The 25,208-nt window shown below is 58.7% G+C and carries 23 protein-coding genes and 1 pseudogene; 11 read left to right on the top strand and 13 right to left on the bottom strand.

Annotated features, from left to right (window positions below; translation table 11 throughout):
• The first annotated feature begins 161 nt into the window (after positions 1–161).
• The 4 genes from EV130_RS02080 to EV130_RS02065 all read left to right on the top strand — a co-directional run bounded on the left by EV130_RS02080 (position 162) and on the right by EV130_RS02065 (position 4,732).
• Positions 162–872 (top strand): GntR family transcriptional regulator, encoded by a 711-nt coding sequence (locus tag EV130_RS02080; protein WP_132659108.1) that lies wholly within the window; start codon positions 162–164, stop codon positions 870–872.
• A 50-nt stretch (positions 873–922) separates the two neighbouring features.
• Positions 923–2,089, top strand: a complete 1,167-nt coding sequence (locus EV130_RS02075; protein WP_132659106.1) for a mandelate racemase/muconate lactonizing enzyme family protein — start codon at positions 923–925, stop codon at positions 2,087–2,089.
• A 64-nt stretch (positions 2,090–2,153) separates the two neighbouring features.
• Complete coding sequence (locus EV130_RS02070) at positions 2,154–3,515, top strand: mandelate racemase/muconate lactonizing enzyme family protein (RefSeq protein ID WP_132659104.1); 1,362 nt, start codon at positions 2,154–2,156, stop codon at positions 3,513–3,515.
• 17 nt (positions 3,516–3,532) lie between these two features.
• Positions 3,533–4,732, top strand: a complete 1,200-nt coding sequence (locus EV130_RS02065) for a mandelate racemase/muconate lactonizing enzyme family protein (RefSeq protein ID WP_132659102.1) — start codon at positions 3,533–3,535, stop codon at positions 4,730–4,732.
• A 587-nt stretch (positions 4,733–5,319) separates the two neighbouring features.
• Here EV130_RS02065 and EV130_RS33810 read toward each other — a convergent pair.
• From EV130_RS33810 to EV130_RS33800, 3 genes are read right to left on the bottom strand one after another with little or no spacing between them, the layout of a single operon-like run.
• Complete coding sequence (locus EV130_RS33810; RefSeq protein WP_281031668.1) at positions 5,320–5,631, bottom strand: amidase family protein; 312 nt, start codon at positions 5,629–5,631, stop codon at positions 5,320–5,322.
• Positions 5,595–5,789, bottom strand: coding sequence for an amidase family protein (locus tag EV130_RS33805; RefSeq protein WP_281031666.1), 195 nt, complete (start codon positions 5,787–5,789; stop codon positions 5,595–5,597). Before EV130_RS33805 ends, EV130_RS33810 begins: the two co-directional genes overlap by 37 nt.
• 58 nt (positions 5,790–5,847) lie before the next feature.
• On the bottom strand, positions 5,848–6,165 hold the full coding sequence (locus tag EV130_RS33800) for an amidase family protein (protein ID WP_281031664.1): 318 nt from the start codon (positions 6,163–6,165) through the stop codon (positions 5,848–5,850).
• Between the two features lie 799 nt (positions 6,166–6,964).
• On the opposite strand from EV130_RS33800, the gene EV130_RS02055 reads away from it, so the two are divergent.
• On the top strand, positions 6,965–9,109 hold the full coding sequence (locus EV130_RS02055) for a TonB-dependent receptor (RefSeq protein WP_132659100.1): 2,145 nt from the start codon (positions 6,965–6,967) through the stop codon (positions 9,107–9,109).
• A 30-nt stretch (positions 9,110–9,139) separates the two neighbouring features.
• Here EV130_RS02055 and EV130_RS02050 read toward each other — a convergent pair.
• The 9 genes and pseudogenes from EV130_RS02050 to EV130_RS02010 all read right to left on the bottom strand — a co-directional run bounded on the left by EV130_RS02050 (position 9,140) and on the right by EV130_RS02010 (position 18,808).
• Positions 9,140–9,891: pseudogene (locus tag EV130_RS02050) on the bottom strand (ABC transporter ATP-binding protein).
• On the bottom strand, positions 9,885–10,493 hold the full coding sequence (locus tag EV130_RS02045) for a FecCD family ABC transporter permease (RefSeq protein ID WP_425375562.1): 609 nt from the start codon (positions 10,491–10,493) through the stop codon (positions 9,885–9,887). Before EV130_RS02045 ends, EV130_RS02050 begins: the two are co-directional and overlap by 7 nt.
• Positions 10,494–10,600: 107 nt before the next feature.
• Positions 10,601–11,761, bottom strand: a complete 1,161-nt coding sequence (locus EV130_RS02040) for an ABC transporter substrate-binding protein (protein ID WP_132659098.1) — start codon at positions 11,759–11,761, stop codon at positions 10,601–10,603.
• Positions 11,758–12,990, bottom strand: a complete 1,233-nt coding sequence (locus EV130_RS02035; RefSeq protein WP_132659096.1) for an MFS transporter — start codon at positions 12,988–12,990, stop codon at positions 11,758–11,760. The genes EV130_RS02040 and EV130_RS02035 overlap by 4 nt, the downstream gene beginning before the upstream one ends.
• Positions 12,987–14,867 carry an IucA/IucC family protein gene (locus tag EV130_RS02030; RefSeq protein WP_132659094.1) on the bottom strand — a complete coding sequence of 627 codons (1,881 nt, stop codon included), beginning with the start codon at positions 14,865–14,867 and terminating at the stop codon, positions 12,987–12,989. Before EV130_RS02030 ends, EV130_RS02035 begins: the two co-directional genes overlap by 4 nt.
• Positions 14,864–16,006 carry an NAD/NADP octopine/nopaline dehydrogenase family protein gene (locus EV130_RS02025; RefSeq protein ID WP_132659092.1) on the bottom strand — a complete coding sequence of 381 codons (1,143 nt, stop codon included), beginning with the start codon at positions 16,004–16,006 and terminating at the stop codon, positions 14,864–14,866. Before EV130_RS02025 ends, EV130_RS02030 begins: the two co-directional genes overlap by 4 nt.
• Positions 16,003–17,013 carry a cysteine synthase family protein gene (locus EV130_RS02020; protein ID WP_132659090.1) on the bottom strand — a complete coding sequence of 337 codons (1,011 nt, stop codon included), beginning with the start codon at positions 17,011–17,013 and terminating at the stop codon, positions 16,003–16,005. Before EV130_RS02020 ends, EV130_RS02025 begins: the two co-directional genes overlap by 4 nt.
• A gap of 11 nt (positions 17,014–17,024) precedes the next feature.
• Positions 17,025–18,389 carry a Y4yA family PLP-dependent enzyme gene (locus EV130_RS02015; protein WP_132659088.1) on the bottom strand — a complete coding sequence of 455 codons (1,365 nt, stop codon included), beginning with the start codon at positions 18,387–18,389 and terminating at the stop codon, positions 17,025–17,027.
• On the bottom strand, positions 18,386–18,808 hold the full coding sequence (locus EV130_RS02010; protein WP_132659086.1) for a ParB N-terminal domain-containing protein: 423 nt from the start codon (positions 18,806–18,808) through the stop codon (positions 18,386–18,388). Before EV130_RS02010 ends, EV130_RS02015 begins: the two co-directional genes overlap by 4 nt.
• A gap of 151 nt (positions 18,809–18,959) precedes the next feature.
• Between EV130_RS02010 and EV130_RS34375 the strand changes: the two genes are divergently transcribed.
• Positions 18,960–19,064, top strand: coding sequence for a transposase (locus EV130_RS34375; protein WP_165918474.1), 105 nt, complete (start codon positions 18,960–18,962; stop codon positions 19,062–19,064).
• Positions 19,065–19,379: 315 nt separating this feature from the next.
• Complete coding sequence (locus EV130_RS34370; protein ID WP_155774538.1) at positions 19,380–19,613, top strand: hypothetical protein; 234 nt, start codon at positions 19,380–19,382, stop codon at positions 19,611–19,613.
• A gap of 607 nt (positions 19,614–20,220) precedes the next feature.
• On the opposite strand, the gene EV130_RS02000 is transcribed toward EV130_RS34370, so the two are convergent.
• The gene (locus tag EV130_RS02000; RefSeq protein ID WP_132659084.1) at positions 20,221–21,123 is read right to left on the bottom strand and encodes a LysR family transcriptional regulator; all 903 of its coding nucleotides are present in this window, start codon (positions 21,121–21,123) and stop codon (positions 20,221–20,223) included.
• A gap of 109 nt (positions 21,124–21,232) precedes the next feature.
• On the opposite strand from EV130_RS02000, the gene EV130_RS01995 reads away from it, so the two are divergent.
• From EV130_RS01995 to EV130_RS01980, 4 genes are read left to right on the top strand one after another with little or no spacing between them, the layout of a single operon-like run.
• A complete protein-coding gene (locus EV130_RS01995) occupies positions 21,233–22,315 on the top strand; it encodes a 4-oxalomesaconate tautomerase (RefSeq protein WP_132659082.1) in 1,083 nt (360 codons plus the stop codon).
• A 47-nt stretch (positions 22,316–22,362) separates the two neighbouring features.
• Entirely contained in the window at positions 22,363–23,364 is a 1,002-nt protein-coding gene (locus tag EV130_RS01990) for an ABC transporter substrate-binding protein (RefSeq protein WP_132659080.1), read from the top strand.
• A 15-nt stretch (positions 23,365–23,379) separates the two neighbouring features.
• Positions 23,380–24,210 carry an ABC transporter ATP-binding protein gene (locus EV130_RS01985; RefSeq protein ID WP_132659078.1) on the top strand — a complete coding sequence of 277 codons (831 nt, stop codon included), beginning with the start codon at positions 23,380–23,382 and terminating at the stop codon, positions 24,208–24,210.
• Positions 24,194–24,970: an ABC transporter permease gene (locus EV130_RS01980; RefSeq protein ID WP_074063831.1), complete on the top strand. Its 777-nt coding sequence runs from the start codon at positions 24,194–24,196 to the stop codon at positions 24,968–24,970. The genes EV130_RS01985 and EV130_RS01980 overlap by 17 nt, the downstream gene beginning before the upstream one ends.
• The last annotated feature ends 238 nt before the right edge of the window (positions 24,971–25,208 follow it).

The raw sequence follows: 25,208 nt of genomic DNA, 5'->3' as shown, positions 1-25,208 counted from the left end.
CCGGCCGTTGCTCGATGGCTCAGGACCTCCCAGTCAATGTATTCCTTCGAGCAGATCATACGTTTTCAGATCGTCGAACATCTGTCAATGACAGAAATCGTACATTGTTTGCGCAAGGTTTGCGTGATATGCGAGGAACATGTGTATTATTGGAGATAATTTTGACCGATCCGAGCGACTTCAGGGCGAAGCCACCCGAGGGCATCGACGCTGACGGGGCATCCAGCCAGGGAGCCTCGCTCTACCAACTGATCCGGGAAGACATCATCGAGGGGCGGCTCGCTGCCAACGAACGGCTGGTGGTCACCGATCTCGCCCGGCGTCACGGCACCTCGACCAACCCAGTGCGTGAGGCTCTGCAGCTGTTGCGCGGGGAGGGCTTCGTCACCTTTCTTCCAAACCGTGGAGCGCGCGTCCGGCCGATAGATCAGGATTTTGTTCGCGATATCTACGAGATCGGAGTCTTGGTCGAGCCGGCACTGACAAGGTGGTTCGTAAGCATGGCCACCGTCGAGGACATAGCTGAACTCGAGCGCATTCAAGGCCTGATCGAAGAGAACAACTTCGCGGATACCTTCAGGCACAGCGAGCTCGACACTGCCTTTCACACTGTGATGTACCAGAAGCACTACAACCGCCACGCAGCCGAGCTTTGGTGGAAGCATCGCGAAGTGCTGCGCGCCGTGAGCCGACGTTTTGACTTCACGCTTGCCCGCCGTGCCGCAATCCTGAGCGAACATCGCGAGCTCATCGCGCATGTGAAAGCGGGAAATGCGAACGAGGCGGCCGAACTCATCGCTCGCCATGTCGAGGGCTCCGGCCGCCACATCCTCGAACATATGCGTGCGCGCAACGCCGCGCGCGCAGGATAAGACCCGCCTGAAACCTTGTTATCCCGAACACTTCAGAAAAGGCAGTTGAGATGAAAATCACCAGCGTTCGCCCCTGGCTCATCAGGTCTGATGCTTCTTACTGGGGCGAATATCTCTTTGTCGAAGTGACGACCGACGAGGGGGTGAGCGGATGGGGAGAGATCACCACGACGACAAGGCTCGCCAATCGCGCCCTCTGCACGATCCTGCGGCAGATTGGTGCCGCTCTGGAAGGCGAGGACCCGGCGCGTATCGAATATCTCTGGCACAAGATATTCCGCAGCTTCACCTACATGGGCAGCCGCGGCGCTGCAGTCGAATGCGTCAGTGCTATCGACATAGCCCTTTGGGATATCCGAGGCAAAGTCCTGGGCAAGCCAATATACGAGCTGTTGGGCGCAGCGGTGCGGGACGAAATCGCGCTCTACACCCACCCCAATCAGGCCAAGTTTACCAGCAAGGAGGCTGTGGTCAGGGAAATCCGAGACATCGTCGAGTCCGGCCACACTGCGCTCAAGTTCGATCCTTTCCCCCTCCAGGGCCGCACCGCCGATGGACAGCCTCGCGAACAGCGGGACGGCTATCTCGATGGCAGCATGACCCGCAAGGATGAGCGCGAAGCCGCCGAACTTACGGAGCTGATCCGAGAGACGGCGGGCCCTGATGTCGACATCCTCATCGATGCGCATGGCCGGTTCGACGTTCCCACCGCCATTCGCCTTTGCCGAAGCCTCGAGGAAGCGGGTCAGATCGACTGGTTCGAGGAGCCCTGTCCACCGGAGAGCCTCAATGCTCTGAGGCAGGTCCGCGAGAAGGTCAGTGCCGCGATCTCGTGGGGCGAGCGCGGCCATACGAAATGGGATTTCGTCGCGGTGCTCGAAAACAGGCTAGCCGATTACATCATGCCAGATGTCACCTGGACCGGCGGCATCACCGAACTCAAGAAGATCTCTGCCCTGTGCGAGGCTTACTACATCCCTGTCTCCCCGCATGATGCCGCAGGGCCGATCAACGTGGTTGCGGGAGCGCAGGTGATGATGACCGTTCCCAACTTTTACAAGCTTGAAACGTCGGAATGGAACTTGGACAAATACGACGCGCTCATCGATAGACCCCTAGACGTCTCGAACGGCAGCCTCAAGCTTGCGTCAAAGCCTGGCCTCGGCATCGAAATGAACCGCGACTACCTTCAAAACCACGAGATAGAACTGGACTAGACAACACTCTACGCCGCGCCTGCACGTGGCGAGGAGTCCCGTTTCTCAGAACGAGGATCAAATGATGCTAAAGGCAGATGCAGCCGACGAGGCGCTCAATCGGATAAACACGCGTTCCAGGCCGTCTGACCTTCGTATCACCGACATGCGGGTCGCCGAAATCGACGGCGCGCCGTTCACCTCGGCGCTACTCAAGATCTACACCAATCAGGGCATCGTTGGGCTTGGTGAGGTGCGCGACGGTGCGAGCGCCACCTATGCGCTGATGCTGAAGAGCCGGTTGCTTGGCGAGAACCCATGCGACATCGATCGGCTGTTTCGTCGGATCAAACAGTTCGGCGGACACGGCCGCCAAGGCGGCGGCGTCTCCGCGGTTGAAATCGCGTTGTGGGATCTTGCCGGCAAGGCCCATGGCGTCCCCATCTACCAGATGCTCGGTGGTCGCTTCCGCGAGAAAGTGCGCGTCTACTGCGATACGGACGCCACCGTGCCGAGCGGCTTCGAGACCGGCAGGCGCCTCAAGCAGCGCATGGAGCTCGGTTTCACCTTCCTGAAGATGGATCTCGGGCTGATGCAGATCGCGGACGTCCCCGGCGCGGTCGTGTTTCCTGCCGGTTCACTCGAAGGATACCACAACCATCCCTATCGCGGACCGCTGAAGACGATTGAAGAGCGGCGTGCCCGCAATGCTGCGTATGATCTGCATAACGTCCAGCACCCGTTTACCGGCCTTCACTTCACCGACAAGGGCCTCGACCTGCTTGAGCAGTACATCGCCGAGGTTCGTGAAGTCATCGGCATGGATGTGCCCCTGGCGATCGACCATATCGGCCATATCTCTATGCAGAACGGCATTCGCCTGGCGAGGCGAATTGAAAAATACGTGCCTGCCTGGCTCGAGGATGTGATCCCATGGCAGTATACGCAGCAGTACCGGCAACTGCAGGACGCGACCACTGTGCCTATCTGCACTGGCGAGGACATCTACCTCAAGGAGGGCTTCGAGCCCCTGCTTGACAGCGGCGGCGTCTCCGTCATCCATCCGGACCTGCTCACCAGCGGCGGCATCCTCGAGACCAAGAAGATCGGCGACATGGCGCAAGACCGCGGTGTCGCGATGGCGATCCATATGGCGGAAAGTCCGATCGCCGCAATGGCGGCGGCGCATGTTGCGACGGCGACCGAGAATTTCATGGCGCTTGAATACCATTCGGCCGATGTCGACTGGTGGGACGATATCGTCACGGGCCTTCCCAAGCCGCTCGTAAAGGACGGCTTCATCACTGTTTCGGACAAGCCGGGCCTTGGGATCGACGATGTCGTCGACGAGGTGATCTCGATGCATCTACAGCCGGGCGTGGCTGGCATCTGGCAGCCCACGGATCGCTGGGACGATGAGTATTCGTGGGACCGCACCTGGAGCTGAGGCAAGAAGGAACGAAGATGAAGATCACCGATCTCCGCTGTGCCGTTATCGGCAGGCACCCGATTGTCCGCATCGTCACGGACGAGGGCCTCTATGGCCTGGGCGAAGTCGAATTCACCAAGTCCTACCTCAAGCCCTGGGTACTTCATTTCCGCGAGGCGCTGATCGGCGAAGATCCGACCGATGTCGAAAGAGTGATGCTGAAGATCCGCCAGCGCGGCTCTTTCAAGCCATACGGTGCCGCAGTGAGCGCTATTGAGCATGCGTTGTGGGATATTGCCGGCAAGGCCGCGGGCGTGCCCGCCTACAAACTGCTCGGTGGCAAGGTACGGGACAAGGTGCGCGTCTATAACGGCTCGGTCCGCCAGAAACGCGCAGGTGACCGGCCGGAGGATTACGCCGCCGACGTCAAATGGATGATGGAGCAGCCGCAGAACTTCTTCATGATCAAGCAGGGGATCTCCTTTCACTCCAACATGAAGGATACCGTCGAGGGCTTCCACTACGGCGTGACGCAGAAGAAGGCCGGCTATCACGGCGCCATGGATCAGGGCGTGATCAGCGAGCGCGGTTTCAATCACATGCTCGACTGCGTGATCGCGATGAAGGAAGTGCTGGGCGACAAAGTCAGCCTGGCGCTTGACTGCGGTCCGGGCTGGATGCTGCCCGATGCGATCAAGTTCGCTCGCGCGGTAGAGAAGTACAATTTGATGTGGCTCGAGGACATGCTGACTGGCGACTACGTGCCGTGGGTCAATCCGCAGGCCTATCGGGAACTGACCATCTCCACCTCGACGCCAATCCACACTGGCGAGCAGATCTACCTGCGGCACAATTTCAAGGAACTGATCGAGACGCAGGCGGTGCGCGTCATCGGCCCCGATCCAGCTGATGTTGGCGGTATCGCCGAACTCAAATGGGTCGCCGAGCACGCCTACTTGCACTCGATCCTAATGGCACCGCACGGGACCGCCAACGGCCTGCTAGGCCTCGGCGCGTTGATCAATGTCTGCGCCACCTTGCCTGCAAATTACATCGCGTTCGAATATCCGAGCGCCACCGACCCCTGGTGGGAGGATCTGGTAGTCGGCTTGCCACCGCAGATCGTGAAGGACAGTATGGTGGACATACTGGAAGCGCCGGGGCTCGGCCTCGATATCGACGCCGAAGCGGCCAGGAGATATCTCAGGGAAGAGGATGCGGGCTTCTTCGACTGAACCCATTGAGACGTTCAGAGCTTCGGCACTCGGACCAATCTAGCCGATCCCGCAGCACGCCGTGGATTTCCCGCATCACCTCGTGACGGCAGCGCGCCCAGCTGAAGTGCGCCGAGATTGTTCCGGACCTGCGCCTCGCTCTTGAAGCCCGCAGAGCGTCCCTCACTCGCGGTATTCGTTGCCGTCCAGCGAGATGGGCCGCTGTTCCGCGTCTCGCCTGACGATCCGCGCGATTCCGCGATGCGCGAGTCCTTCGCGCTGGGCGCCGAGCCTATGTCAATGCGTGTGCTTTTCCCGCCAAATAGCGCGTCGGTTCGTGCCTATTCCAGTGCGGGGTGGCGTCGGTGCCAGTCCGTCGCTGTCTGGAACGCGTGGCCGGCACGCAAACGGCCTCTCCCAATTTCGGTGCGACAATCTGCATGCTGAGTGGCATCCCGGAATCGGGCCCATAGTCGCTCGCCCGTGCCGGATAGGTCGCCTCATGGGCAGGGCGGTCTCGATGGAGCACATCATTATCCAGGAGGCCGCCAGTTCTTCATATTCCGGGAAATCGATCTCGAGGGAAGCAAAGATCTCGATCGCCTCGCTCAACGCGTAAGCGACCTCGCCGTGGATCCCCGAGAGCGCGTAGCGCCGATCGATGCCGATACCCAGATCGCGGATACTCTTGCCGATCTCGGCCATATAGTCTGGAACGGGCGCGCGTCGATGCTTGTTGGGTCGCTGGCATCCCAGCCTGCCACGGCTTGCAATATTGCCGCGCAGTCTTCCGCAAAGCGCGTCATTGGACCGACGTGATCAAGCGAATCTGCGAGCGCAAACACGGGCCGGCTTACCCTGCCCCAGGTCGGCTTAAGTCCGGTCAGGCCACAGGTAGCCGACGGAAAGCGTATGGCCAATGGCCCCCTGTGTCGCTGCCAAGCGACCCGTAGCAAAGCCCCGCGGCTGTTGCGACACCCGAACCGGTCGAGGACGATCCAACCCAATGGTCCCCGCTCCAGGGGTTCGCGGATGCCGGAATGTCTGGACGGTGGCTGGTATATGCCCCCTCAGTCATCGTTAATTTGCCCAGGATTACCGCACCGGCAGTTTCGAGCCTATCGACGACCGTCGCGTTATGGCGGCAGGAACCCGGCATGAACCTTCGTTCCAGCGGCCGTTGGAGCATAGGTCCTATAGCAAAGGTCTTTGACCGCAACGGGAACACCGTGAAGGGGCCCCTTCCAGATGCCTCTCGAAATCTCCTCGTCCGCGACCGCTGCGCGCTCCAGAGCGCGTTCGCGGCAGACCTCTACGTAACTGCGAAGTGCCGGGTCTATTCGGTCGATCCTCTCGAGCGTCGCTTGCGTCGCAGCAAGGGATGTGACCGCGCCCGTTCGAATGAGGTTGGAAATCTGGACAAGGGTCATGAAATGCAGTTCAGGAGCGGGCATTGATCCTATCCTTTGTTTTCCACAAAGAAGCTCTCCCGGTGCTTAAACGGGATCGCACGACGAATGCGCAATCGTAAGGAATATGACGCAGGCGCGCTTGCGCGATGCGGACACAATGTTGCATCTGTTGGCCATGATGGGCCGGCGAAGGCAACCTTTCCCGTTTTGCGCTGCGCGAGCATGCCACCGACGCGGCCGGCGCAGACGCGGCGGATTGGCTTCATGGGACGATGCCAAGCTATCCCGGCTTGCGGTCGCCTGACATCATGATCGATCGGAGCATTCCGGGCTGATGCTTGTTCACCCCATTGGTCGCTGCAAATGCCATGTGGTGCTGCGTTGGAATGCAGCCGCAGCCGTAAAAAGCTCAGGTTCGCCAAGGTGGCTCCCGTAAAGCTGCATGGCGATCGGCAACCCCTTTGTGTCCATGCCTGCAGGCAGCGTGATCGTTGCGCTTGCTCTCGCCGTTCAAGCGTTCGATAGGTTTGTGCTATGGAGCCGGTACAGTACTGCCTGTGAAAGGTCATGTAACCCTGCACGTGCTGTTCGGCGCTGTCCATCAGGGGGCGAGTTTCGGCACTTTCGGACCGGTCTCGTCGGCGACACTTCCCAGAATGCCGCGCTAGAAGCTAGCGGCCTCACAGATCTACGTGGGAATGACGCGGCCGGCATTCGAGTGTCGTGGTTTCAACCAAATATACGCCCTAAATCTTGACAATTTTTATCATGTTATTTAGCGATTTTGTGCTGATGGTCACGGCTCACGGGATCAGGCGTCGATTGATTAGGGGATTTTTACATGAAGTTTATGTTGGGCTGCACAGTCGTTATGAGCGCTGTGGCAAACGGTGCCGCATACGGACAGAGTGCCACGCAATTGGCACCAATAGTGATTACCGCGACGAAAGACGCCACGTCCACGATCGGAACCCTGCCGGAAGAATATGCAGGCGGCCAGGTCGCGAAGGGTGCCCGATTGGGCCTCCTGGGAAACCGGGATTTCATGGAGACCCCCTTTAATGTGACGGGGTATACGTCCCAGGCGATCGAAGACCAGGGTGCCCAGACCGTGGGCGAGGTGATGGACAACGATCCGTCTGTGAGAAACACCCACTCCGCCGGCGGGTTGCTGGACTCCTTCTACATCCGCGGCTTTCCGGTCGGCGAAGGCAACGCCGGCGAAATCGCATTTGATGGCGTATACGGCATCGCCCCCACCTACCGGGTCTTCACCGACTATGCGGAGCGGGTGGAGGTGCTAAAGGGTCCGACCGCCTTCCTTTACGGTATCTCTCCCAACAGCGCCGTCGGCGGCACCATCAATATCGTTCCGAAGCGAGCGCTCGATGAGGATTTGACGCGGCTGACGACAGATTACGCTTCCGACTTTCAGGGCGGTGTGCATGTCGACATGTCGCGGCGGTTCGGCGACGAGCGGCAATTCGGCATTCGATTGAACGGCAGCGTCCACGGTGGGGACGCGCCGATTGATGATCAGACAAGGGACTTTTACGTTGGGGCCCTGGCTCTTGATTATCAAGGGGACAATCTTCGAGCCACGCTCGACATAATCGGACAGCGCGAAACTTTTGACGCCCCACAGCGTCCCTTCTTTCAAACCACCGGTTTGATCGTGCCGAGCGCACCCGACGGATCGCTCAATGTTCAGGAGCCGTGGGAATGGTCGAAAAGCGCGGACCGCTCGGTCTTGGGCAGGGTCGAATATGATCTGACCGACGATATGACCTGGTTTGGCGCCGTGGGTGGCGGCAATTCTCACGTGCATCGCCTTTTTGGCCTGCCCACGATCCTGAACTCGGCGGGCGACGTCAGCATCACGCCACAGAATGCCGTGTTCGACGTCGACAGACTTACAGCAGAAACGGGTATCCGCACCAAGTTCGACACCGGGCCGATCTCCCACACGATGACGCTGCAGGCGAGCTATCTCCACCAGAGCCTCGATCGTGCGATCGTTTCAGGCACTGCCCAGCTCAGCAATATCTACGACCCTGTCCGTCGTATCGAACAGTTCGTCGCCGATCCGAGTTCAGTGCCGAAGGTCTCGGAGGCCAGGCTTTCCGGCGTCGGCCTGTCGGACACTTTGTCGATGCTCGACGAGCGCGTGCAGCTCATTCTTGGTGGCCGCTTCCAGCAAATCGACTCGAAGAACTTCAATACAGCAACGGGTGCGGTTTCGTCGTCTTCGGATGAGGACGCCCTTACGCCGCTTGTTGGCCTCGTCGTCCGCCCCTGGGAGGAGGTTTCCTTCTATGCCAATTACGCGCAGGGCCTGAGCATCGGCGATACTGCTCCCACGACAGCCATCAATGCGGGCGAAACGCTCGCTCCATACAAGACGACACAATACGAGATCGGTACCAAAATCGACCTCGGACAGATTGCCATGACCGTCAGCGCATTCCAGATCGAGAAGCCCTTCGGCCAGTTGGAGCCAAGCGGCAGCGGCCAGCTCTTTACCGCTGGCGGGGAACAGCGCAACCGCGGCATTGAGTTCAACCTGTTTGGCGAGGTCACGGACGATCTGCGCCTGCTTGGCGGCTTGGTGCTGATGGATGGCGAACTGACGAATACGTCGAGCGCTGCGATCCACGGCAAACGCCCGATCGGCGTACCAAAAATCCAGGCGAACATCGGGGCGGAATGGGACGCCTCTTTCCTCGAAGGCCTGACGCTGACGGCCAAAGTCATTCATACCGGCGAGCAATACATCAATACGACGAACACGTTGAAGATCCCTTTCTGGACGCGGTTTGACCTCGGCGCGCGCTACAAGACGGAGATCGAAACTAGGCCCGTCACCTTCCGGGCCTCCGTCGAAAACGTCTTCGATAAGGATTACTGGTCTGGGGTCGCGAGCTTCAGCACCATCGCCCAGGGTGCGCCGCGGACCTTCAAAGTATCGATGACCACAGACTTCTGAAGTTGTTGACACCGTTAGTTAAGGCAGGCTTCAAACGGCATCATCGACGATCAGGTGAAGCTTGCCTTGAGAACATGTCTCGAGACGGCTTTTCACACGAAAAGCCGTCTCGAGGTTTTCTGGCGTCAGCACTTCGGTGACCGGGCCGAAAGCGTGCAGCGTTCCATTCGCAAGAATAGCGATCTTGTCGGCAAACTTCATCGCAAGGTTCAGGTCATGCACCGCGATGACGACGAGCAGTCCCCTTTCCTTTGCCAGCGACCTGACATGCCTCATCACGTCGAACTGACGATGGAGATCAAGGGCACTCGTCGGCTCGTCGAGAAGCAGCACTGGCGGAGTGCGGACAACGCATTGCGCAAGCGCGACGAGCTGGCGCTGACCGCCACTCAACTCCGAAACATATCGGAGGCAAGATTTGCGATTTGCAAGGCCGCCAATGCTCGCTCGACCTCATGGAGATCTGCATCAGCCAGCTTCCAGCCACTGGTCTGCTTGCGCGCCAAAAGCACGGCTTCGAAGACGGTCAAAGCAGCTGCGGTCACCTGATCCTGCGGCATGTAGGCGATCGCCGTTTCGCAATCGTCAACGCCCGCCAGCCGACATTCTCCCGCACCGCGAAGGATGCCGGCTATGCGACGCAGAAGCGTTGACTTGCCGGCCGCGTTGGCTCCGATAAGCGCGATGATTTTTCCTCCGTGGCATGGAGGCAATGATACCTCGCTGAGGACAGATCGCGCGCCGTAAACCGCCCCTAGCGAATTTGTGCTGAGTACTACCATGTTTCCCGCCCTCCCTTCAGGATAAGATAAAAGAAGACCGGCAGGCCCGTGACGGCGGTGATGACGCCGATCGGTAAAACCGCGCCTGGCACGAGAACTTTCGCCACCGTGGAACTGGATGACATGATCAGAGCTCCGATCATGGCACTGGCAGGAAGCAAGCGCCGGTGATCCTCACCCACAAGCATCCTTGCGATGTGTGGCGCCACAAGTCCGACAAAGCCGATCGTTCCGACGAATGCGGCCGGAATGGACGACAGGAGCGATATGAGCACGAGCGTTTCCAGGCGAAGGCGACGAACACCGGCAACCGGAATGAAGGACAGGCCGAACGCGAGAGCCAAAGCCGCGCCGAAGCTTGCTGCCGACGAAATCCCAAGAGTAAAAGGGCTCGCGAGCGGATTGTTGAGCACCGTCTGCATCTGAACGCCGGCGGTCGCCAATGCCATTTCGACGACAACAGCCATAAGGGCTGACGGCATACGGATGGACCAGATCACGACGCGCATCTGGGCTTGCGCATCCGCAGGCATCAACACGGTCTTCAACACATCGTCCAGCCCGTACCAGGCTGGACCGGTGGCAATATCGGCGAGAAACACAAGGACTGCCGCTGCAAGCAGCAGGCAAAGCACAAGATGTTTTCGGAGATTTGCCAGTCGCTAGCGGTCGACCGCATTAGCGTGGCCCATGGCTGACTGGGTCTCGGTCATTGTTCTTGGGCATCCAAGCTGACGGCGTAGCCGGGCTGATAGGCGATCGGCAGAAAGCGCTTGTGATATTCAGCAAACGTCTTGTCCGGGTCGAGATTGGTGAAGAGATCGGGATGGAGCCACTTTGCGATCCATTGGACTGCGATAAATTCATAGGGGCTGTTGTAAAACTGGTGCCAGATGGCGTGGAAATTGCGCTTCGTCTGCGCCGTTGTTCCGGCATAGGCATCCCGCATCGTATACCACTCGAGCTTCTTCCGCGAAGCATCCAGGTTTGCATTCGGGCCGACCGGAATCCAGCGGCCGCCAGGCACATAGGCCTGCCAATCGGCGCTGGTGACAATGACATGATCGGGATTGGAGACGACCACCTGTTCGGGACTCAGCTGTCCGAATGTCGAAGGCAGAAAATCACTGCCAATATTGTGTCCGCCGGCCAGATCGACATACTTGCCGAAATTCTCAGCGCCGAATGAAAGGCAGCAGTCCTCCGTGTATCCGCCGATGCGCTCTATGAAAACCTTCGGGCGGTCCGGCTTTGTCTTTGCAACCACGTCCTCGACCCGAGCGATCGCCTGTTTGCGGAATGCGATGACGTCTTCGGCTCGCTGCTCGCGCCCCATGATCTTGCCGAGCAGGCGGATGGTGGGGTCCGTGTTCTGAAGCGGATAGTGCCTGAAATCGATATAGAGGACTGGTATGTCAAGGGATGCGAGTTTCTCGATATACTGGGCGTCTTCATTGGCCTGTTTGGCTTCGAGGTTGAGGAGAACTACGTCGGGTTTCTTTACGATCGCGGATTCGATATCGATCAGACTTCCTTCATTTCCCCTGAAGGTCGGCAATTTCGCAAGCGCGGGGAATTTGTCGAGATATTGCTTGTAGGTCGCGGGATCGGCTTCGATCAGATCGTTGCGCCATGCGACGACGCGTTGCAGCGGATCTTCTCTGTCGAGCGACGCGACCAGATAGAGTTGCCTGCCTTCTCCGAGCAGCATCCGGGAGACGGGCACCTTAACTTGCACATCCCGCCCGGCAATATCCTTGACGGTAACAGTCGTTTGCGCAATCGCATCATTTTCGGCGCGAGCAGAAAGAGCAGCAAATGGCGTCAACAACAGGATTATCGCAAACGCGTAGAGACGAAGGCATGTCACAAGGAATCTCCAATAGGTAGGCGCGAGCGTGCAAGGAACCACAGGCCGACGGCAGTAAAGAGGGATGCCGCATAAAGCAGCGACGCGAGAGGGAAAACGCTTGTAAGTCCAAATATCTGGGTAGTGCCCGCTCCGGTGGCTATCCCTGCCACAGATGCAATCTGCTGCCAGGACTGGGCAGTGCCGAGCACCGAACCCTGACGACCATCAGCCGTGGCCGCGGACATGAGGGCCACGAGGATGGGTGTCGTACCGCCCAATAGACCGCCCCAGAACAGATAAATCAGAGAGAAATATTCGACGGAACGGGTCAGGCCGGCAAGAATGGTAAGCAAGGCGCATCCACCGGCAATTAGGATCATCCAACCAAGGATGTAACTTGCCGAACGGTCGTTGAAAAATTGCGCCCAGAGCGGAGCCGCCACGACAAAGCCGAGCGCCAGAAGGCCATAGCTGAAGCCAGTGACCCAATGAGGAGCTCGAAAGACCTCTGCCATGTACAGCGCGAATGGCACCTGCAAGACCATTCGGCTGGCAAGCATCATTCCCGTCAGTGCCAATAGGCCCCAGACAGGTGCGGTAGCTTGCCCCTTGAATGCTTGATTTTGGCGAACCTGGCCTCCACCGTCTCCGCTCGTTTCTGCCGCAGGCCGAGGCAAGATCGCCCAGGCAGCGACGGCGCACACAGCACAGATGAAACCGGCCGTCAGGTTGATCGTCGCAAAGGACGAGGCGTCCAAGATGAGTCCGCCGAGAAATGCTCCACCAAGCGAACCGACATTGGTCGCCACCTGAAGCCAGGTCAGAAGCACCCCTCGGTTACGGCCGCCTGTAATCTGGATGCCATAGGCCTGGGCCGGGGCGATATAGCCAGCGCAACATCCCTGCAGAAACCGCAGGAGCAGGATCATCCAGACATCCTGAGCGAAGGAAACGAGGATCTGGGTGAGCGCAAGGCCGGCAAGCGCTCTGACCATCATCAGGCGGTTGCCGTAGCGGTCACCCATCCGTCCCCACAGCGCGCTTGTAAGAGACACCCCAACCATCGGGCACACATAGACCCCGATTCCGGCCAACGCGAATATGCCGCCAGAGGACGACAATTCCTCGATGCGCAATGGCCAGAATGGGCCGCTCATCTCCATGGCCCCCATGGAGATGAACTGCAGGCCAAAGAGAATAGCGAAGACCGGCCCGAAGCCTCGGACAACCGCAATAGTCCCCGTCATGGCGTCTCAGTCAGCGGGTTTGGCAGTTCATGCTCCAGACGATAATTGCGATATCGCTCAAGATGCATACGCAAGACAGAACGGGTCGGCCAGGGGCGATCGAGAAACGCCTTTCGCTCTTCCAGCCAAAGTTCGTCGGACAGAACGCGGGGTCGTACCCGATCAAACGCTTCTTCAGTCTTCTGCCTCAGGATCGACCATGCCTCGCTGAGGCCGAAGTGTTCGTTCAGGCAAAGCGCCACTTCGTGAAGGTGGCAAACGAAGCACGCATCGATAACGAACGACCGAACAAGAGCGATGTCGTCATTGAAGGTGGTCGGCAAGATCCCCGCGCGGCTGAATGGCTTTAGCGAATATCCTCGCGCCTCGAACAGCGGGGCGAAGCTCCGGCCATCACCGAAGTCGCGAATGAGCAACCGCTGCGGGCGTCCTGACGGATCCAAGAGTACGGTACTGTTCTGCTGGTGAGCTTCGAAGGCGATGCCATATAAAAGATACATGGCGATCGTTGGCCTAAGAACGACCTCGACATAATTGCGAAAAAACTCTGCGGCCGCTGGCCGATCATCGCCCAAGCGTGCGACCAGTTCGCAGATCAGCGGTCGGCCGTCGACGGGACTTGCGGCCAACAAGGCGGCCACCGTGACGGGCATCAACCCATCTTTGCGCGAGATGGCGTCCACTTCGCGATAGACGACCGAGAGGAAACGGCCGGGATGTTCATCGCCTGTGTCGGGATGATGGAGGATCGCACCCAACTCTTCGCGGAAGAACTCCAGTTCGCTGCCAAGGACTTGATCTGCAGCGAGAATATCGGAGATCAGGGTGCTGAGCCTCGGCCCCATGTGAATGGACTTCGCCTGCAAGGTCCGCATTTCGCTCGTCATCCAGATGGCGACCGGCAATTTGATAAACGGCCTTGCTTCTTCGAGGTCCGGCAGCATCGTGCGAAAGGACATGGAGGGGATTGTGGCAATCTCCGGTCCATCGACCAGAAGCACGCCGGAAGCGATCTCGTCGGCAAATTCCCGGTGGACAAAGTGATCCAGATGCCAGGAATGAATCGGCAAGGGCAGCCAGTCGGCAGGTGTTTGCCCCCTTTCCGTCAAAGCCTTGACCCAGGCGTCCCAGAGCTCGGGGTAATTGTCGTGGAACCAGCCGTTGTAGCTGTCCACATGGGGCATCGCCTCCACATAGGCCCAATCCTGCCGCAGAGCAGCTATGCGTAGATTGACGCGCGCGCCGAATTCCGGCGACAAGGCCTCGACCTCCTGCGCCGTGAGGCCTGGCTTCGACTTCCAGGTCGGGTAAAAAGGATGTCCTTCCAAGGCCCCCCACTGGTCCAGCATCATGGCTGCCTGGTGTACAGGGCGGGTATGCCGAAGATGGGCAATGAGGCCCGTGTTGCCGCCAGCCGCTAATTCCCGGTTCAGCGACGCAGTCCATTCCCGGCGGTGACGACGGATCAGCGCGTCGTTCTGCATGCTGTTTTCGATATCGGCGAGCAGACGCGAAATCCCATCCGAGGCGGGTTCGACCGACCAGTCCGATGAACTCTCGGCGACCAGATCGGCTGGCGCTTCCAGCCTTCGCCGCCTGCCCCTGTCATCGATGATTTCGATCGCGCCGCTATTCAACATCGTATTGGCTGGCAAACGGCGCAGGTCTGCGAAATGGAGTACCTTTCTGGCAGACCACAAGGGAAGCCATGCCTGGGTCCCATCTGCTGACCAAAGCAAGGCGTCGGGATTGAGAATACGTTCGGCGAGGAGGCATCGCACAAGGCGCGCTAGGGCGTTGTGCGATGCCTGTTGGTGAAGCAGCGGGTCGAGCCCATCTCTTCCCCCTGCGTAGGAATTGACGATATTTTCATTCATCCGATTGCCTCAGCCCATTTCATCGGAACAAAATTCAGAGGAGGTTGGGGCAGATTGCCGTGATAGGCCCGCGCCCAATGATAAGTCGTTTCGATAGTGGGCACCGGCACATCCAGCCGCTTGGCCATTTGAAGAAGCAGGGCCTGACCGAAAGCGATGTCTTCATGAAAGGCACGGCTTTCCCGGTCGATCACCAGACCCGGTCCATCCGGATTGGCAACGAGGGGCGCACGGATTCCGGCATAGGCGCTGTTGGTTCTCAACAGGGAATACATCGTGCTGTCATCGCCGATTTGGTCGCCATAAGCCTCGATCAACTCTTGCTTGAGCGGCTTTACGCTTGCAAGATTGACCTTGAGCCGCCTTTCGGCGGCGTGCTTGAGCGCCTGATTTTCGGCATCACACGCTTCCAGCATTTCCGCGCCGGTGCGCGGGCAATCGCTCCACCAGCAGATTGGCTCATCAAAGGGGCGTTCCTCCCATGGGGCACCGGGGCCGACAAGCCCGTAGAGCACAGCCGGATGCATCAAAGCATTGCCTGGGGTCAGCGTGATCTCGAGATAGTCTTCGAGGATGCTGATCGGCGCTTCGTACAGCCGGCCGAGCAAATCCGACAACTCTTCTTTCGCAGCTCTAGCCTCGCGACGATGAAGCGCCGCATAGAGTTGAGCCTTCGCGCCACCCATGCGCACTTGGCTGCCCGCAATAAGATTATAAGCAGTATGGGGCACGTCCTTCATCCCCCAGATCATGACATTCTCGCGACCGCCGAAGGCAGCCTCGGCAAGCCAGTCAAACCCACAAAACCCCGGAATGGCTCCCACGAAGACCCGTTTATCGTCCGGCAGATGGGGGGCTACCTGCCGCAACAGCGCTGGACGCGCGTGGGCGGGTTGCGTCACAACGACCAGATCCGTACCGGCAAGCGCGGTGCTGGCATCGATGCCGACATGATCAATCTGTCCCGCCAGAACGCTGCCATCGGACAAAGTCGCCCGCCAGCTCTGCTCTCCATTCGACCATTTCCCAGCAAGCTGTGCCGATGATGTCAGAACGGACACTTCCACACCGTCGCGCTGTTTGAACAGGACAGCATTTAGATGGCCGGTTCGTCCGGCCCCGCATATTGTAACCTTCATGCCGCGCGTGCCTGTCCGAAAAGCCAGGCATCGAGCTGGACGGCAATGGACGGGTCGAACAAGTCGCGCTTTGCCATCCAGTCATCGTCGAACACCGAACCGAGATATTTCTCCCCTCCGTCGGCTACGGTCGTCACGACGGTACCCTGCAACTTACCGGAAGCGATGAATTCGAGAGCCTTGTAGATCGCCCCGCCTGTCGATCCGCCAACGAGCAGCGCCTTGTGACGGGCAATATAACGCGCCGTTTCGAAAGCCTGCGCATCCGTAACCTGTACGCCCTCGTCAATGCAGCTATAGTCGAGGACCTTGCCGACGTCGTCGCCGGCCGGCGTGCCGGTTCCAGACTGGTAATAGGGATGTCCCGGTTGTCCGAACACGATGGAGCCCGCAGGCTCCACGGCGATCGTGCGGATCGTGGGAAAACGCTTCTTGAGCCGCTGCGAGATGCCGGTCATCGAGCCCCCGGTGCCCACGCATCCCACGAATGCATCGATGCCGTCGGGAAGTTGCTCCATCAGTTCATCAACATAACCCGCATATCCCTCGGGATTGGCCGGATTGTCGGACTGGTTCATGAACATGGCGCCTGGCAGCTGCGTGCCGAGTTGCGCTGCCAGTCTCTGTCTGGCGACCACGGCGACTTCATCCTCCCTGAAATCCCCTTCGACGTAGCGGATATCGGCGCCGATCGCTCGCATCATGCGGATTTTGTCCGGCGCAGCATGATGATCCACGACGGCAATGAAATTCAATCCGAACTCGACCGCCGCCAGCGCCAGGCCGATACCGGTGTTTCCCGAAGACGATTCGACGATCGTGCCTCCCGGAGCAAGCCGGCCATCCTGCAAGGCCGCCACGACCATGCTGCGCGCCATGCGATCCTTCATCGAACCGCCGGGATTGTTCTTTTCTATCTTCAACACCAGTCTGGAATTTCGGCTTGGGATCTCGATCGACATGACCGGGGTGCGCCCAATCAATTGGGTCACAGTCGTAGGAAGCATGGTGTTCTCTCCTAGTTGTCGGGATAGATCGATAGTTCGCCGGCTGCGCTCTTTGTGACGCATAACCGCTTGGGCATCGGGTGCCGATGGAACTCATTTTCCAGCAGATCCATCTGATAGCCGCCTGTATTGGCCCAGACGAGAACGTCTCCGGCCTCGGGAACATGGGGAAAGCCAAGCCAGCGATTGCTCAGGACGTCTTCGTCAAGGCAGCTGTGACCGGCAATGTAGGCCCGGAAAGCCTCACCCGGGGGAGCCCGGTCGTTCCGGGGTAGCAGGATGGGATCCACCATGAATTCGGAAGCAAACCAGGTCTCGCAGGCGCTGAAACTGCTGCCTTCGACGAAGATCACGCCATTTCCGCCGCCGAGATCCTTCACGCGTGTGATACGGAAAGCTGAAATCGCCGCCTGGTCGACAAGGGCGCGCCCCGGCTCCATCGCGAGCGTTAGTTTGTGCTCTCTGAAATAGTCTTCAATTGTCTGGCCCGATGAGAGCAATGCGTTCAAAAAGCGACGAAGCCACGCCGCCGCCGATAGCGGACCGCCATAGGGATAAAAGGAAGCCGGAACTTTACCCGTCCGGTAATCGTCGGCGCTTTGGCGCTGCAGATGTTCTCCCCATGCCGCCTCAGACACATATTGTGCCGGCAGTCCGCCGCCGATATCGATCATTGTTGGAGACAATCCGATTGCGCGTGCTTCCTCCATCAGCTTGGCGGCCTCCTCAAACGCGACCGACCGATCTTGAAAGCGGTATCCGCTCAAATGGAAATGTATGCCGTCGAACCGGAGACGATCATCGCCAACGATGCGCGAAAGGCACGCTCGTACCGTGTCGGCAGCCATGCCAAAACGGCTCTTCTCATGTCCTTTCGGCTGCAGTCGCAAGAGGACAGGCTGCTTTGCGCCATTTGCCGGCAGCCGCCTCGATATGTCGGCGAGCTCCTCCGGGCTATCAACCGAGACAAGAGCCCTGATGCGGACCAGCTCGTCGTGAAATCGCGCCGTCTTTGCGGGACCGGTCGCCACGATATCGTCACCGCGAGCCCCAAGGTGCACAGCATCACGAAGCTCGTAAACACTCGACACGTCGATTCCTGCGCCCGCCCCGAGTGCGGCTTGCAGAAGGGCTGAAGATTTATTGACTTTCGACCCATAATAGATCGCGTGCCCAACGCCCCGATCGTCGAGAACGTGGCGCAGGGCTTCGACATTTGCAGTGAGTTCCGACGGAAGCACGAGGTGAAGCGGAGACCCGTACTCTTCGATCCATTTGTGCAGGAGCGGCGCGCCCTCGGTCAATATGTGAGCAGCAAGAGGAGACAGAATCGGAGACAAGTGCGCCCCCGCGATTGGGATGATGTGGGACGTCATCCGGCGAGCCTCTCAGAACCACGCAGAGGCTCGTACCACTGTCGAAGATCATCAAGGCTCACATCGCACGCCGGGAGATCGTCCAAAACAATGTGTCGGGTGGTCTTGATCGGAAATTTTCGTCGGCTGCGGGCCATGTCGTAAACGTCGGCTGGCGCGATCGTCTCACCGGCCCTCCAGGCTTCGACGCGTACGCTGCTGTAGTCGAGGAGAATGACTGGTACGGCACGCAGCTGAAGCCGGAGCGCGACCTCCAAACGGTGATGGCCGTCCATCACGAAAAGTGCGTCCTTCTCCACCATGATGGGGACCGTCCAGCAGCCGGCCGTCGAAATGAGACCATGAACTTCATCGACCCTGCGTGAATCGGTCTCCTCGGTGGGAATCAACTTATTCGGGGGTAGCAAATTGAATTTCATGGTTTCAGCTACCTTTCGTTGTCTTGTTTGACGAAGATTGGGTCGCAAACTTGATTCTTGTACTCAAGTTATATCGCACCCTTAACGCGCTCATGACAATTCTGTCAACGAAGGGTTCTTATTTTGCACGACGGCCAGGGTGCCTGCCTGCATGAAGAAGCTAGAACGCGGCCGCTTTATCTGGCCATCAGCGGCCGACGGGACGGTGGTGATTACGCGTGCGCAGCTCGGCTATCTGCTCGACTACGCATGTTGATGCCCCTCCTGGTGAGGCTGAATGATTCTCAGATCGAGGTGATGAATGGTGCGGTTGCGAAGGTCGCGAACCGCGTTGACGACCGCTGGGGAATTTTGGAACAACATGCTCCGGTTGGTCGATGAGCAGGCGCTTCCGCCTGATTTGGACGTATATCCAATTGACGGGGATATCGAGCCTGGCGGCCAGTTGTACGGCGCTGAGCAAAGTAGGTTCATGCGTCCATCTTGTTGCGCTGCGCCTTTGCCTTGATCCCGCTGCAAGGCGGAGACGTTGCACCGTGATCGGCAAGACCTTGTCCTCGCAATTGGGTGAATGGTGTCCTTCGCGCGTCAGTATTTCAGCGATTTCATCGTCAGGCATGCCCGTCCGAGCGAGCTCCAGCAGACGCGCGCGCAGTTCTTCACCGCGTGTGAGCTTGGCGACAGAATTGACTTTCATTTTGACGCGGAGATCAGTCACGGCGCCGCCACGCCACACGATCCTCGCCAAAGCAATGTCGCGCTCACCGCGGTCAATGACGACTTTTTCGATGAGGCACCGCAATAGTGCCTTGCGATGAGCGTCGGTCGTCGCATCGTTGGCCCAGATTTGGGGAAGGCTATCGAATAACGCAACGACCTTGTTGTTGAGGTTTTTGCCAAACCCAGTGCGCTTGGCGGGTTCAGGCGATGCACGTTGGGCAACGGCATCTTCAGCAGCGCGAAGTTCGCTCAACGCTGCTTCCCATCGACGCTCGCGGAGGCGACCAGACGATTATGAGGGTCAACGCGATTGAATTGGCGTTCTGCCAGCGCCGCGGCGTAGCGCTTGCGCTCAAGCTCCCGTTCAGCGCCAGCGCGCAAGGCTTTATTGACCTGCTGTTGTGCCTGCCGAGCCCGCGCTAGCGCGTCAAGCTTCCCAGGCGTACCTCTTCGGTCTGGCCGCCACCCTAGACCGGAGCGGTCGCTGGGCTGCCGTCGCTGGATCCGCAAACCTGATGGGATTTGCCGTCGGACCAATCGTTGCAGGAGCAGAGATCGCATCGTCGGGCTATACCACCCTGGCAGCCGTCTCCGTCGCCATGATTGGCATTTCATGGGCTCTTTTATAGCTCTCACGATGGCGACCGGTACGCCGAGCGTGGCCTTCTCGTCAACATAAACCCGTTTGCAACTCAGTTTCCTTCTGCCCACGTCCCAATCAACATGGTCATGAAGCGCTCTGCCGCCGGCGAAAGCGTCCCACCGCGACGGCGCACGATGCCGATCGTTCGCGAGATTTCAGGATTGCGAATAGGTCTCGTGACGAGGAACGGGTGGTCTTCCTGAGGTGTAGCGAGTTTCGGCAAAACCGAAATTCCAAGCCCTGCCTCCACCAAGCCAAGCGATGTTGAAAGATGTGTGACTTCGTAGGACCAACGCAGTTTCAAGTTCGATTTCGCCAATGCGGCGTCAAGAAGCGTACGGTTGCCGCTGGACCGGTGAACTGTAATCAGTTGATAGGGCGCCAGATCGTCCCATTCGAGTTCGCTCTTCGCTGCCAGCGGATGATCCTTGCGTGCCGCCAGAACGAATGGATCTTCGATGAGCCTCTCGAAGATGAGGTCGGGATCTGAAAAGCCCATGATATTGATGCCAAACTCCACCTCGCCGCGGGCGACTGCCTGCAGACCGTCGGTGGCCGGCAAATCGAGAATGCGAAAACGAATACTCGGATACTCGGCGCTGAACTGCTTAATGACGGTCGGCAAAAAGTAGAAAGCGGCCGTTGGCAGACATGCGATCGTCACAAGGCCGCTGCGCTGAGATCCGACATCGCGCACCGCAAAGAGCGACGTGTCGAACTCCTCGAGCATGCGCCGCACCAACGGGATCAGCTCCGCGCCAAGGGCGGTTGCCGAGACATGACGTGTGGTGCGCTCGAGCAAAGGCGCCCCGATTGCCAGCTCCAGCTTCTGAATCCGACGGCTGAGTGCCGGCTGGGACAGATTGAGCGCTTCCGCAGAGCGGTGGAAGTTTTCCAGTTCGACGACCGAGAGAAATGCGCGCAGATCCAGTATCTCGCAATTAATGCTCATAACGCATCATTCCCTCTGATATTCGCATTTCACATATCAATCATTTTGCCGCTTACTGCAACAAAGAAGCTGATTGATATTTAAAACACATCAGCATGCGAGCACAACCATGAACGACCTGATGTCCATTCCCTGTGTTCTGATGCGAGGTGGCACCTCCAAAGGACCGTTCTTTCTCGCATCCGATCTTCCATCGGATCCGCGTCAACGCGATCAGGTCCTGCTTTCGGTCATGGGCTCTGGTCACCCATTGCAAATCGATGGAATCGGCGGTGGCAATCCGGTCACCAGCAAGGTCGCCATCGTTGGTCCAGCAACCGTACCGGATGCCGATGTGGACTATCTGTTCGCCCAGGTTCGCATCGATCAGCAGTTCGTCGATACCTCTCCCAATTGCGGAAACATGCTGGCAGCCGTCGGGCCGTTCGCGATCGAGGCCGGATTGGTCAAATCGACGACCGGCGTAACCCGCGTGCGTATCCACAACGTCAATACCGGCAAACTGATCGAAGCCGAGGTTCCGACCCCCGATGGCCGTGTCGCCTATTTGGGAGATGCTTCGATCGATGGTGTGCCCGGCAATGCAGCACCGATCGCCCTGACGTTCATGGACGCGGCCGGGGCACGCACAGGCAAGCTTTTTCCCACCGGCAACCCGCGCGACAGCATTGACGGTATCGATGTCACCTGCATCGACTGCGCTATGCCGATGATGTTGCTGGAAGCCACCGCCCTCGGCGTGACGGGCGACGAAGCTGCAGCCGAGCTTAATACCAACGGCGCATTGCTCGAACGGCTCGAAACTCTGAGGCTCGAAGCCGGCCGACGCATGGGTATGGGTGACGTCAGCAATCAGGTCACGCCAAAGCCGGTTCTGATCTCCAGGCCCAACAACGGCGGCGATCTCGGCGTGCGCTATTTCATGCCGCATCAGTGCCACCCATCTCTCGCAACGACCGGTGCGGTCGGCATAGCCACTGCCTGCATCAGCGACGGAACCGTCGCCTCGCGGCTGATCGGAGATCGCAAGCCACCGGTTGTTCTCGTTCTCGAACATCCAAGCGGCCGTTTGGAAGTGAAACTGGATATCAGCAATGGCAAGACAGTTGCTGGAATCCTGCGTACGGCCCGGCGCCTCTTCGAAGGCCAGGTCTTTGCAAAACCTATCGCGCAAATGGTTTGCGCGGCATAATCGAAAGTGGTTGCCGGGAGGGCGCCACGCATCAGGGAGGAATACACATGCGTAAACTATTGCTCGCACTTGCGGCAACGGTCGCTTTCGCCGGTTCGGCTATTGCGGAACCCGTCCGCATCAGCGTCGGGTCCTACAACCTCAACAACCTGCCCTTTCCAGTCGCAGCTGGCCTGGGCCTCTACGAGAAGGAAGGTCTTGAGGTGACCGTCGAAAACTTCGCATCGGGCGGTTCCAAGACGCTGCAGGCGCTCGTTGCCGGCTCCACGGATATCGCCGTCGGCTTCTACGACCACACCATCCAGATGCAGTCGCAGAACAAGGCTGTTGTCGCCTTCGTGCAACTGGCCCGCAATTCCGGGCTCGTGCTTGCCGGTGGAAAGAACGCTGCGTTCGATCCTGCCAAACCTGAAACGATCAAGGGCGCGAAAATCGGTATCACAGCGCCGGGCTCGTCTTCAGACTTCTTCGTACGCTATTATCTGCAGCGCCACAGCCTATCGGCTGATGACGTCTCGTTGATCGGGGTCGGCTCCGGTTCAGCTGCTGTTGCGGCGCTCGAGCAAGGGAAGGTTGATCTATTGGTCAACTACGATCCGGCAGCAACCTTTATCGAAGCCAAGGGTGTCGGCAAGATTTTGATCGACGCCCGTAGCGACGAGGGTGCCACGGAGATCTACGGTGGGATCTACCCGACCTCCGTCCTTTATGCGACGCAGGCCTATATCGATGAGAACCCGGAAACCATCCAGAAAGTCACGAACGCGACCGTCAAGGCACTGGCATGGATGAACACGCACAGCGCTGAAGAGATCGTCGAAAAACTGCCGAAAGAATTCATCTCCGGCGACCGGGACACCTATGTGAAGGCCGTCCAGAATGCCAAGCCGATTTTCTCGGTGGACGGCAAATTCAACGAGGCGGACACGCAGACGCCGTTGGCCGTTCTCAAAAGCTTCAACGAAAAGGTTGCTGCCGCAACAATCGATCTTTCCAGGACCTACACGAACGCTTTCGTGGCCAAGGTGACGGATAAGACCACCAACTGATCCTAGGAGGAGGCCATGTCTTTGGCTGTCGTAAAACCCATGTCCGTTCCGTCGGGCGAGCTAAACAAAAGGCCAATGGTATCGATTGACGCGGTCACGATGTCATTCGGCTCCTATGTCGCGGTGCAGGACGTGAACCTGACAGTTGCCGATGGCGAGTTTCTCGCCATCGTGGGACCGACAGGCTGTGGTAAAAGTACCGTTCTCAACGCCATTGCCGGTCTTCTGAAGCCTGCCAGCGGCACCGTGGCGATCGACGGAGCTCCGGTTAAGGGCGTCCAGAACGATATCGGCTATCTCTTTCAGCAGGACGCACTGCTGCCCTGGAAGACATCGATCGAGAATGTCGAGCTGGGACTGCTGTTCAAAGGTGTGCCGAGTGCAGAGCGGCGTGAGCGTTCTATGAACTGGCTTGCGAAAGTCGGGCTCAAAGGGTTCGAGCATCGCTATCCGCATCAGCTTTCGGGCGGCCAGCGCAAGCGCGTCCAGATGGCGCAGGCCCTAATCTCCGGCCCCAAAGTCATCCTGATGGACGAGCCCTTTTCGGCCCTCGATATCCATACAAGGCACCTCATGCAAAACGAACTCCTGCGTCTGTGGCAGGAAGAGCGCAGGGCTGTCGTAATGATCACGCATGACCTCGAAGAAGCAATAGCCCTCGGCGACCGGGTCGCAATTCTTGCAGCAGGCCCCCGTTCACGGGTCATCGAAAGCTTCCCGGTGGAACTCGAGCGCCCCCGCGACGTCGCGGAAATTAAACTCGATCCACGCTTTATGGATCTGTATCGAAATATCTGGGCCTCCCTGCGCGGCGAAGTGGAGAAAAGCTATGAACGTCGTGACTGAACGCATCATCCAGCTCGGGATGCTAATCTTTATCCTCGGCGGCTGGCAGCTTGGCGTGACCGCCGGCTTCATCGATGTTTTCTTCTTTCCAGCCCCGCTCGACATCTTCAACCAGATGATCAGCTGGATTGTTGACCCCAGCTTCTATCGTCATGTGTCAATCACCCTGACGGAGACTGTGCTCGGCTACATCATCGGCACGGGCCTTGGCGTCGCAGCTGGTGTATGGCTCGGTCTCAGCCGCAGTGCGGCACGGATTTTGGACCCCTTCATCAAGGGCCTGAACGCCATTCCGCGCGTCGTGCTTGCCCCCATTTTCGTGCTTTGGCTTGGTCTCGGCCTATGGTCGAAGGTAGCGCTCGCGGTAACGCTTGTCTTCTTCATCACCTTCTTCAACGCCATGCAGGGCGTTCGCGAGGTCAATCCCGTCGTCCTCGCAAACGCAAGGATCCTCGGAGCCAACCGTTCCGATCTGTTGCGACATGTCTATTTCCCCGCAGCGGCAAGCTGGATCCTGTCGTCGCTTCGCACCTCCGTCGGTTTCGCGGTGGTCGGCGCCATCATTGGTGAATATCTCGGCTCCTCTGCAGGGCTCGGTTACCTGATCGCGCAGGCGGAAGGCAACTTCGACGCGGTTGGAGTGTTTGCCGGCATCATCATCCTGGCCGTGTTCGTGCTCATCATCGACCGAATTCTCGATGTTCTGGAAGGCCGGCTGATCAAGTGGAGACCGAACGCCGCAGAAGAAAGAGCGACGTAACTAATCGGATCAGTTTCCATGTGAGTTAGAGTTGGGGTGCCGCCATCGGCACCCCAATCTTTTTTTGGCTTTGTGTTCGAAGTGCAACCAGCACCGGCTTGATATGCTCAATCAAAGTTAAAATCGTGGCCATTTCTAGCGGCAAACCTTGCTTGGATTGGTCGGGCACTCCCAGCCTTTCGCTCTAAATCCAAAATCAATGATGGAGGTCTTGAAGGTATCAGAACCGTCGACGCCT

It is taken from the genome of Rhizobium azibense (assembly GCF_004342325.1).
In the GTDB taxonomy this organism is placed as follows: Bacteria; Pseudomonadota; Alphaproteobacteria; order Rhizobiales; family Rhizobiaceae; genus Rhizobium; species Rhizobium etli_B.
Note: the sequence above shows the minus strand (reverse complement) of the source record. Positions and strands in the feature narration are given on the sequence as shown.

Bases quoted from the DNA above. Each gene is read 5' to 3' on its own strand.
- EV130_RS02075 (WP_132659106.1), top strand. From the start codon at position 923: ATGAAAATCACCAGCGTTCGCCCCTGGCTCATCAGGTCTGATGCTTCT.
- EV130_RS02070 (WP_132659104.1), top strand. From the start codon at position 2,154: ATGCTAAAGGCAGATGCAGCCGACGAGGCGCTCAATCGGATAAACACG.
- EV130_RS02065 (WP_132659102.1), top strand. From the start codon at position 3,533: ATGAAGATCACCGATCTCCGCTGTGCCGTTATCGGCAGGCACCCGATT.
- EV130_RS33805 (WP_281031666.1), bottom strand. From the start codon at position 5,789: ATGACTGAGGGGGCATATACCAGCCACCGTCCAGACATTCCGGCATCC.
- EV130_RS33800 (WP_281031664.1), bottom strand. From the start codon at position 6,165: ATGCCCGCTCCTGAACTGCATTTCATGACCCTTGTCCAGATTTCCAAC.
- EV130_RS02055 (WP_132659100.1), top strand. From the start codon at position 6,965: ATGAAGTTTATGTTGGGCTGCACAGTCGTTATGAGCGCTGTGGCAAAC.
- EV130_RS02035 (WP_132659096.1), bottom strand. From the start codon at position 12,990: ATGACGGGGACTATTGCGGTTGTCCGAGGCTTCGGGCCGGTCTTCGCT.
- EV130_RS02030 (WP_132659094.1), bottom strand. From the start codon at position 14,867: ATGAATGAAAATATCGTCAATTCCTACGCAGGGGGAAGAGATGGGCTC.
- EV130_RS02025 (WP_132659092.1), bottom strand. From the start codon at position 16,006: ATGAAGGTTACAATATGCGGGGCCGGACGAACCGGCCATCTAAATGCT.
- EV130_RS02020 (WP_132659090.1), bottom strand. From the start codon at position 17,013: ATGCTTCCTACGACTGTGACCCAATTGATTGGGCGCACCCCGGTCATG.
- EV130_RS02015 (WP_132659088.1), bottom strand. From the start codon at position 18,389: ATGACGTCCCACATCATCCCAATCGCGGGGGCGCACTTGTCTCCGATT.
- EV130_RS02010 (WP_132659086.1), bottom strand. From the start codon at position 18,808: ATGAAATTCAATTTGCTACCCCCGAATAAGTTGATTCCCACCGAGGAG.
- EV130_RS34375 (WP_165918474.1), top strand. From the start codon at position 18,960: ATGAAGAAGCTAGAACGCGGCCGCTTTATCTGGCCATCAGCGGCCGAC.
- EV130_RS34370 (WP_155774538.1), top strand. From the start codon at position 19,380: ATGGTGTCCTTCGCGCGTCAGTATTTCAGCGATTTCATCGTCAGGCAT.
- EV130_RS02000 (WP_132659084.1), bottom strand. From the start codon at position 21,123: ATGAGCATTAATTGCGAGATACTGGATCTGCGCGCATTTCTCTCGGTC.
- EV130_RS01995 (WP_132659082.1), top strand. From the start codon at position 21,233: ATGAACGACCTGATGTCCATTCCCTGTGTTCTGATGCGAGGTGGCACC.
- EV130_RS01990 (WP_132659080.1), top strand. From the start codon at position 22,363: ATGCGTAAACTATTGCTCGCACTTGCGGCAACGGTCGCTTTCGCCGGT.
- EV130_RS01985 (WP_132659078.1), top strand. From the start codon at position 23,380: ATGTCTTTGGCTGTCGTAAAACCCATGTCCGTTCCGTCGGGCGAGCTA.
- EV130_RS01980 (WP_074063831.1), top strand. From the start codon at position 24,194: ATGAACGTCGTGACTGAACGCATCATCCAGCTCGGGATGCTAATCTTT.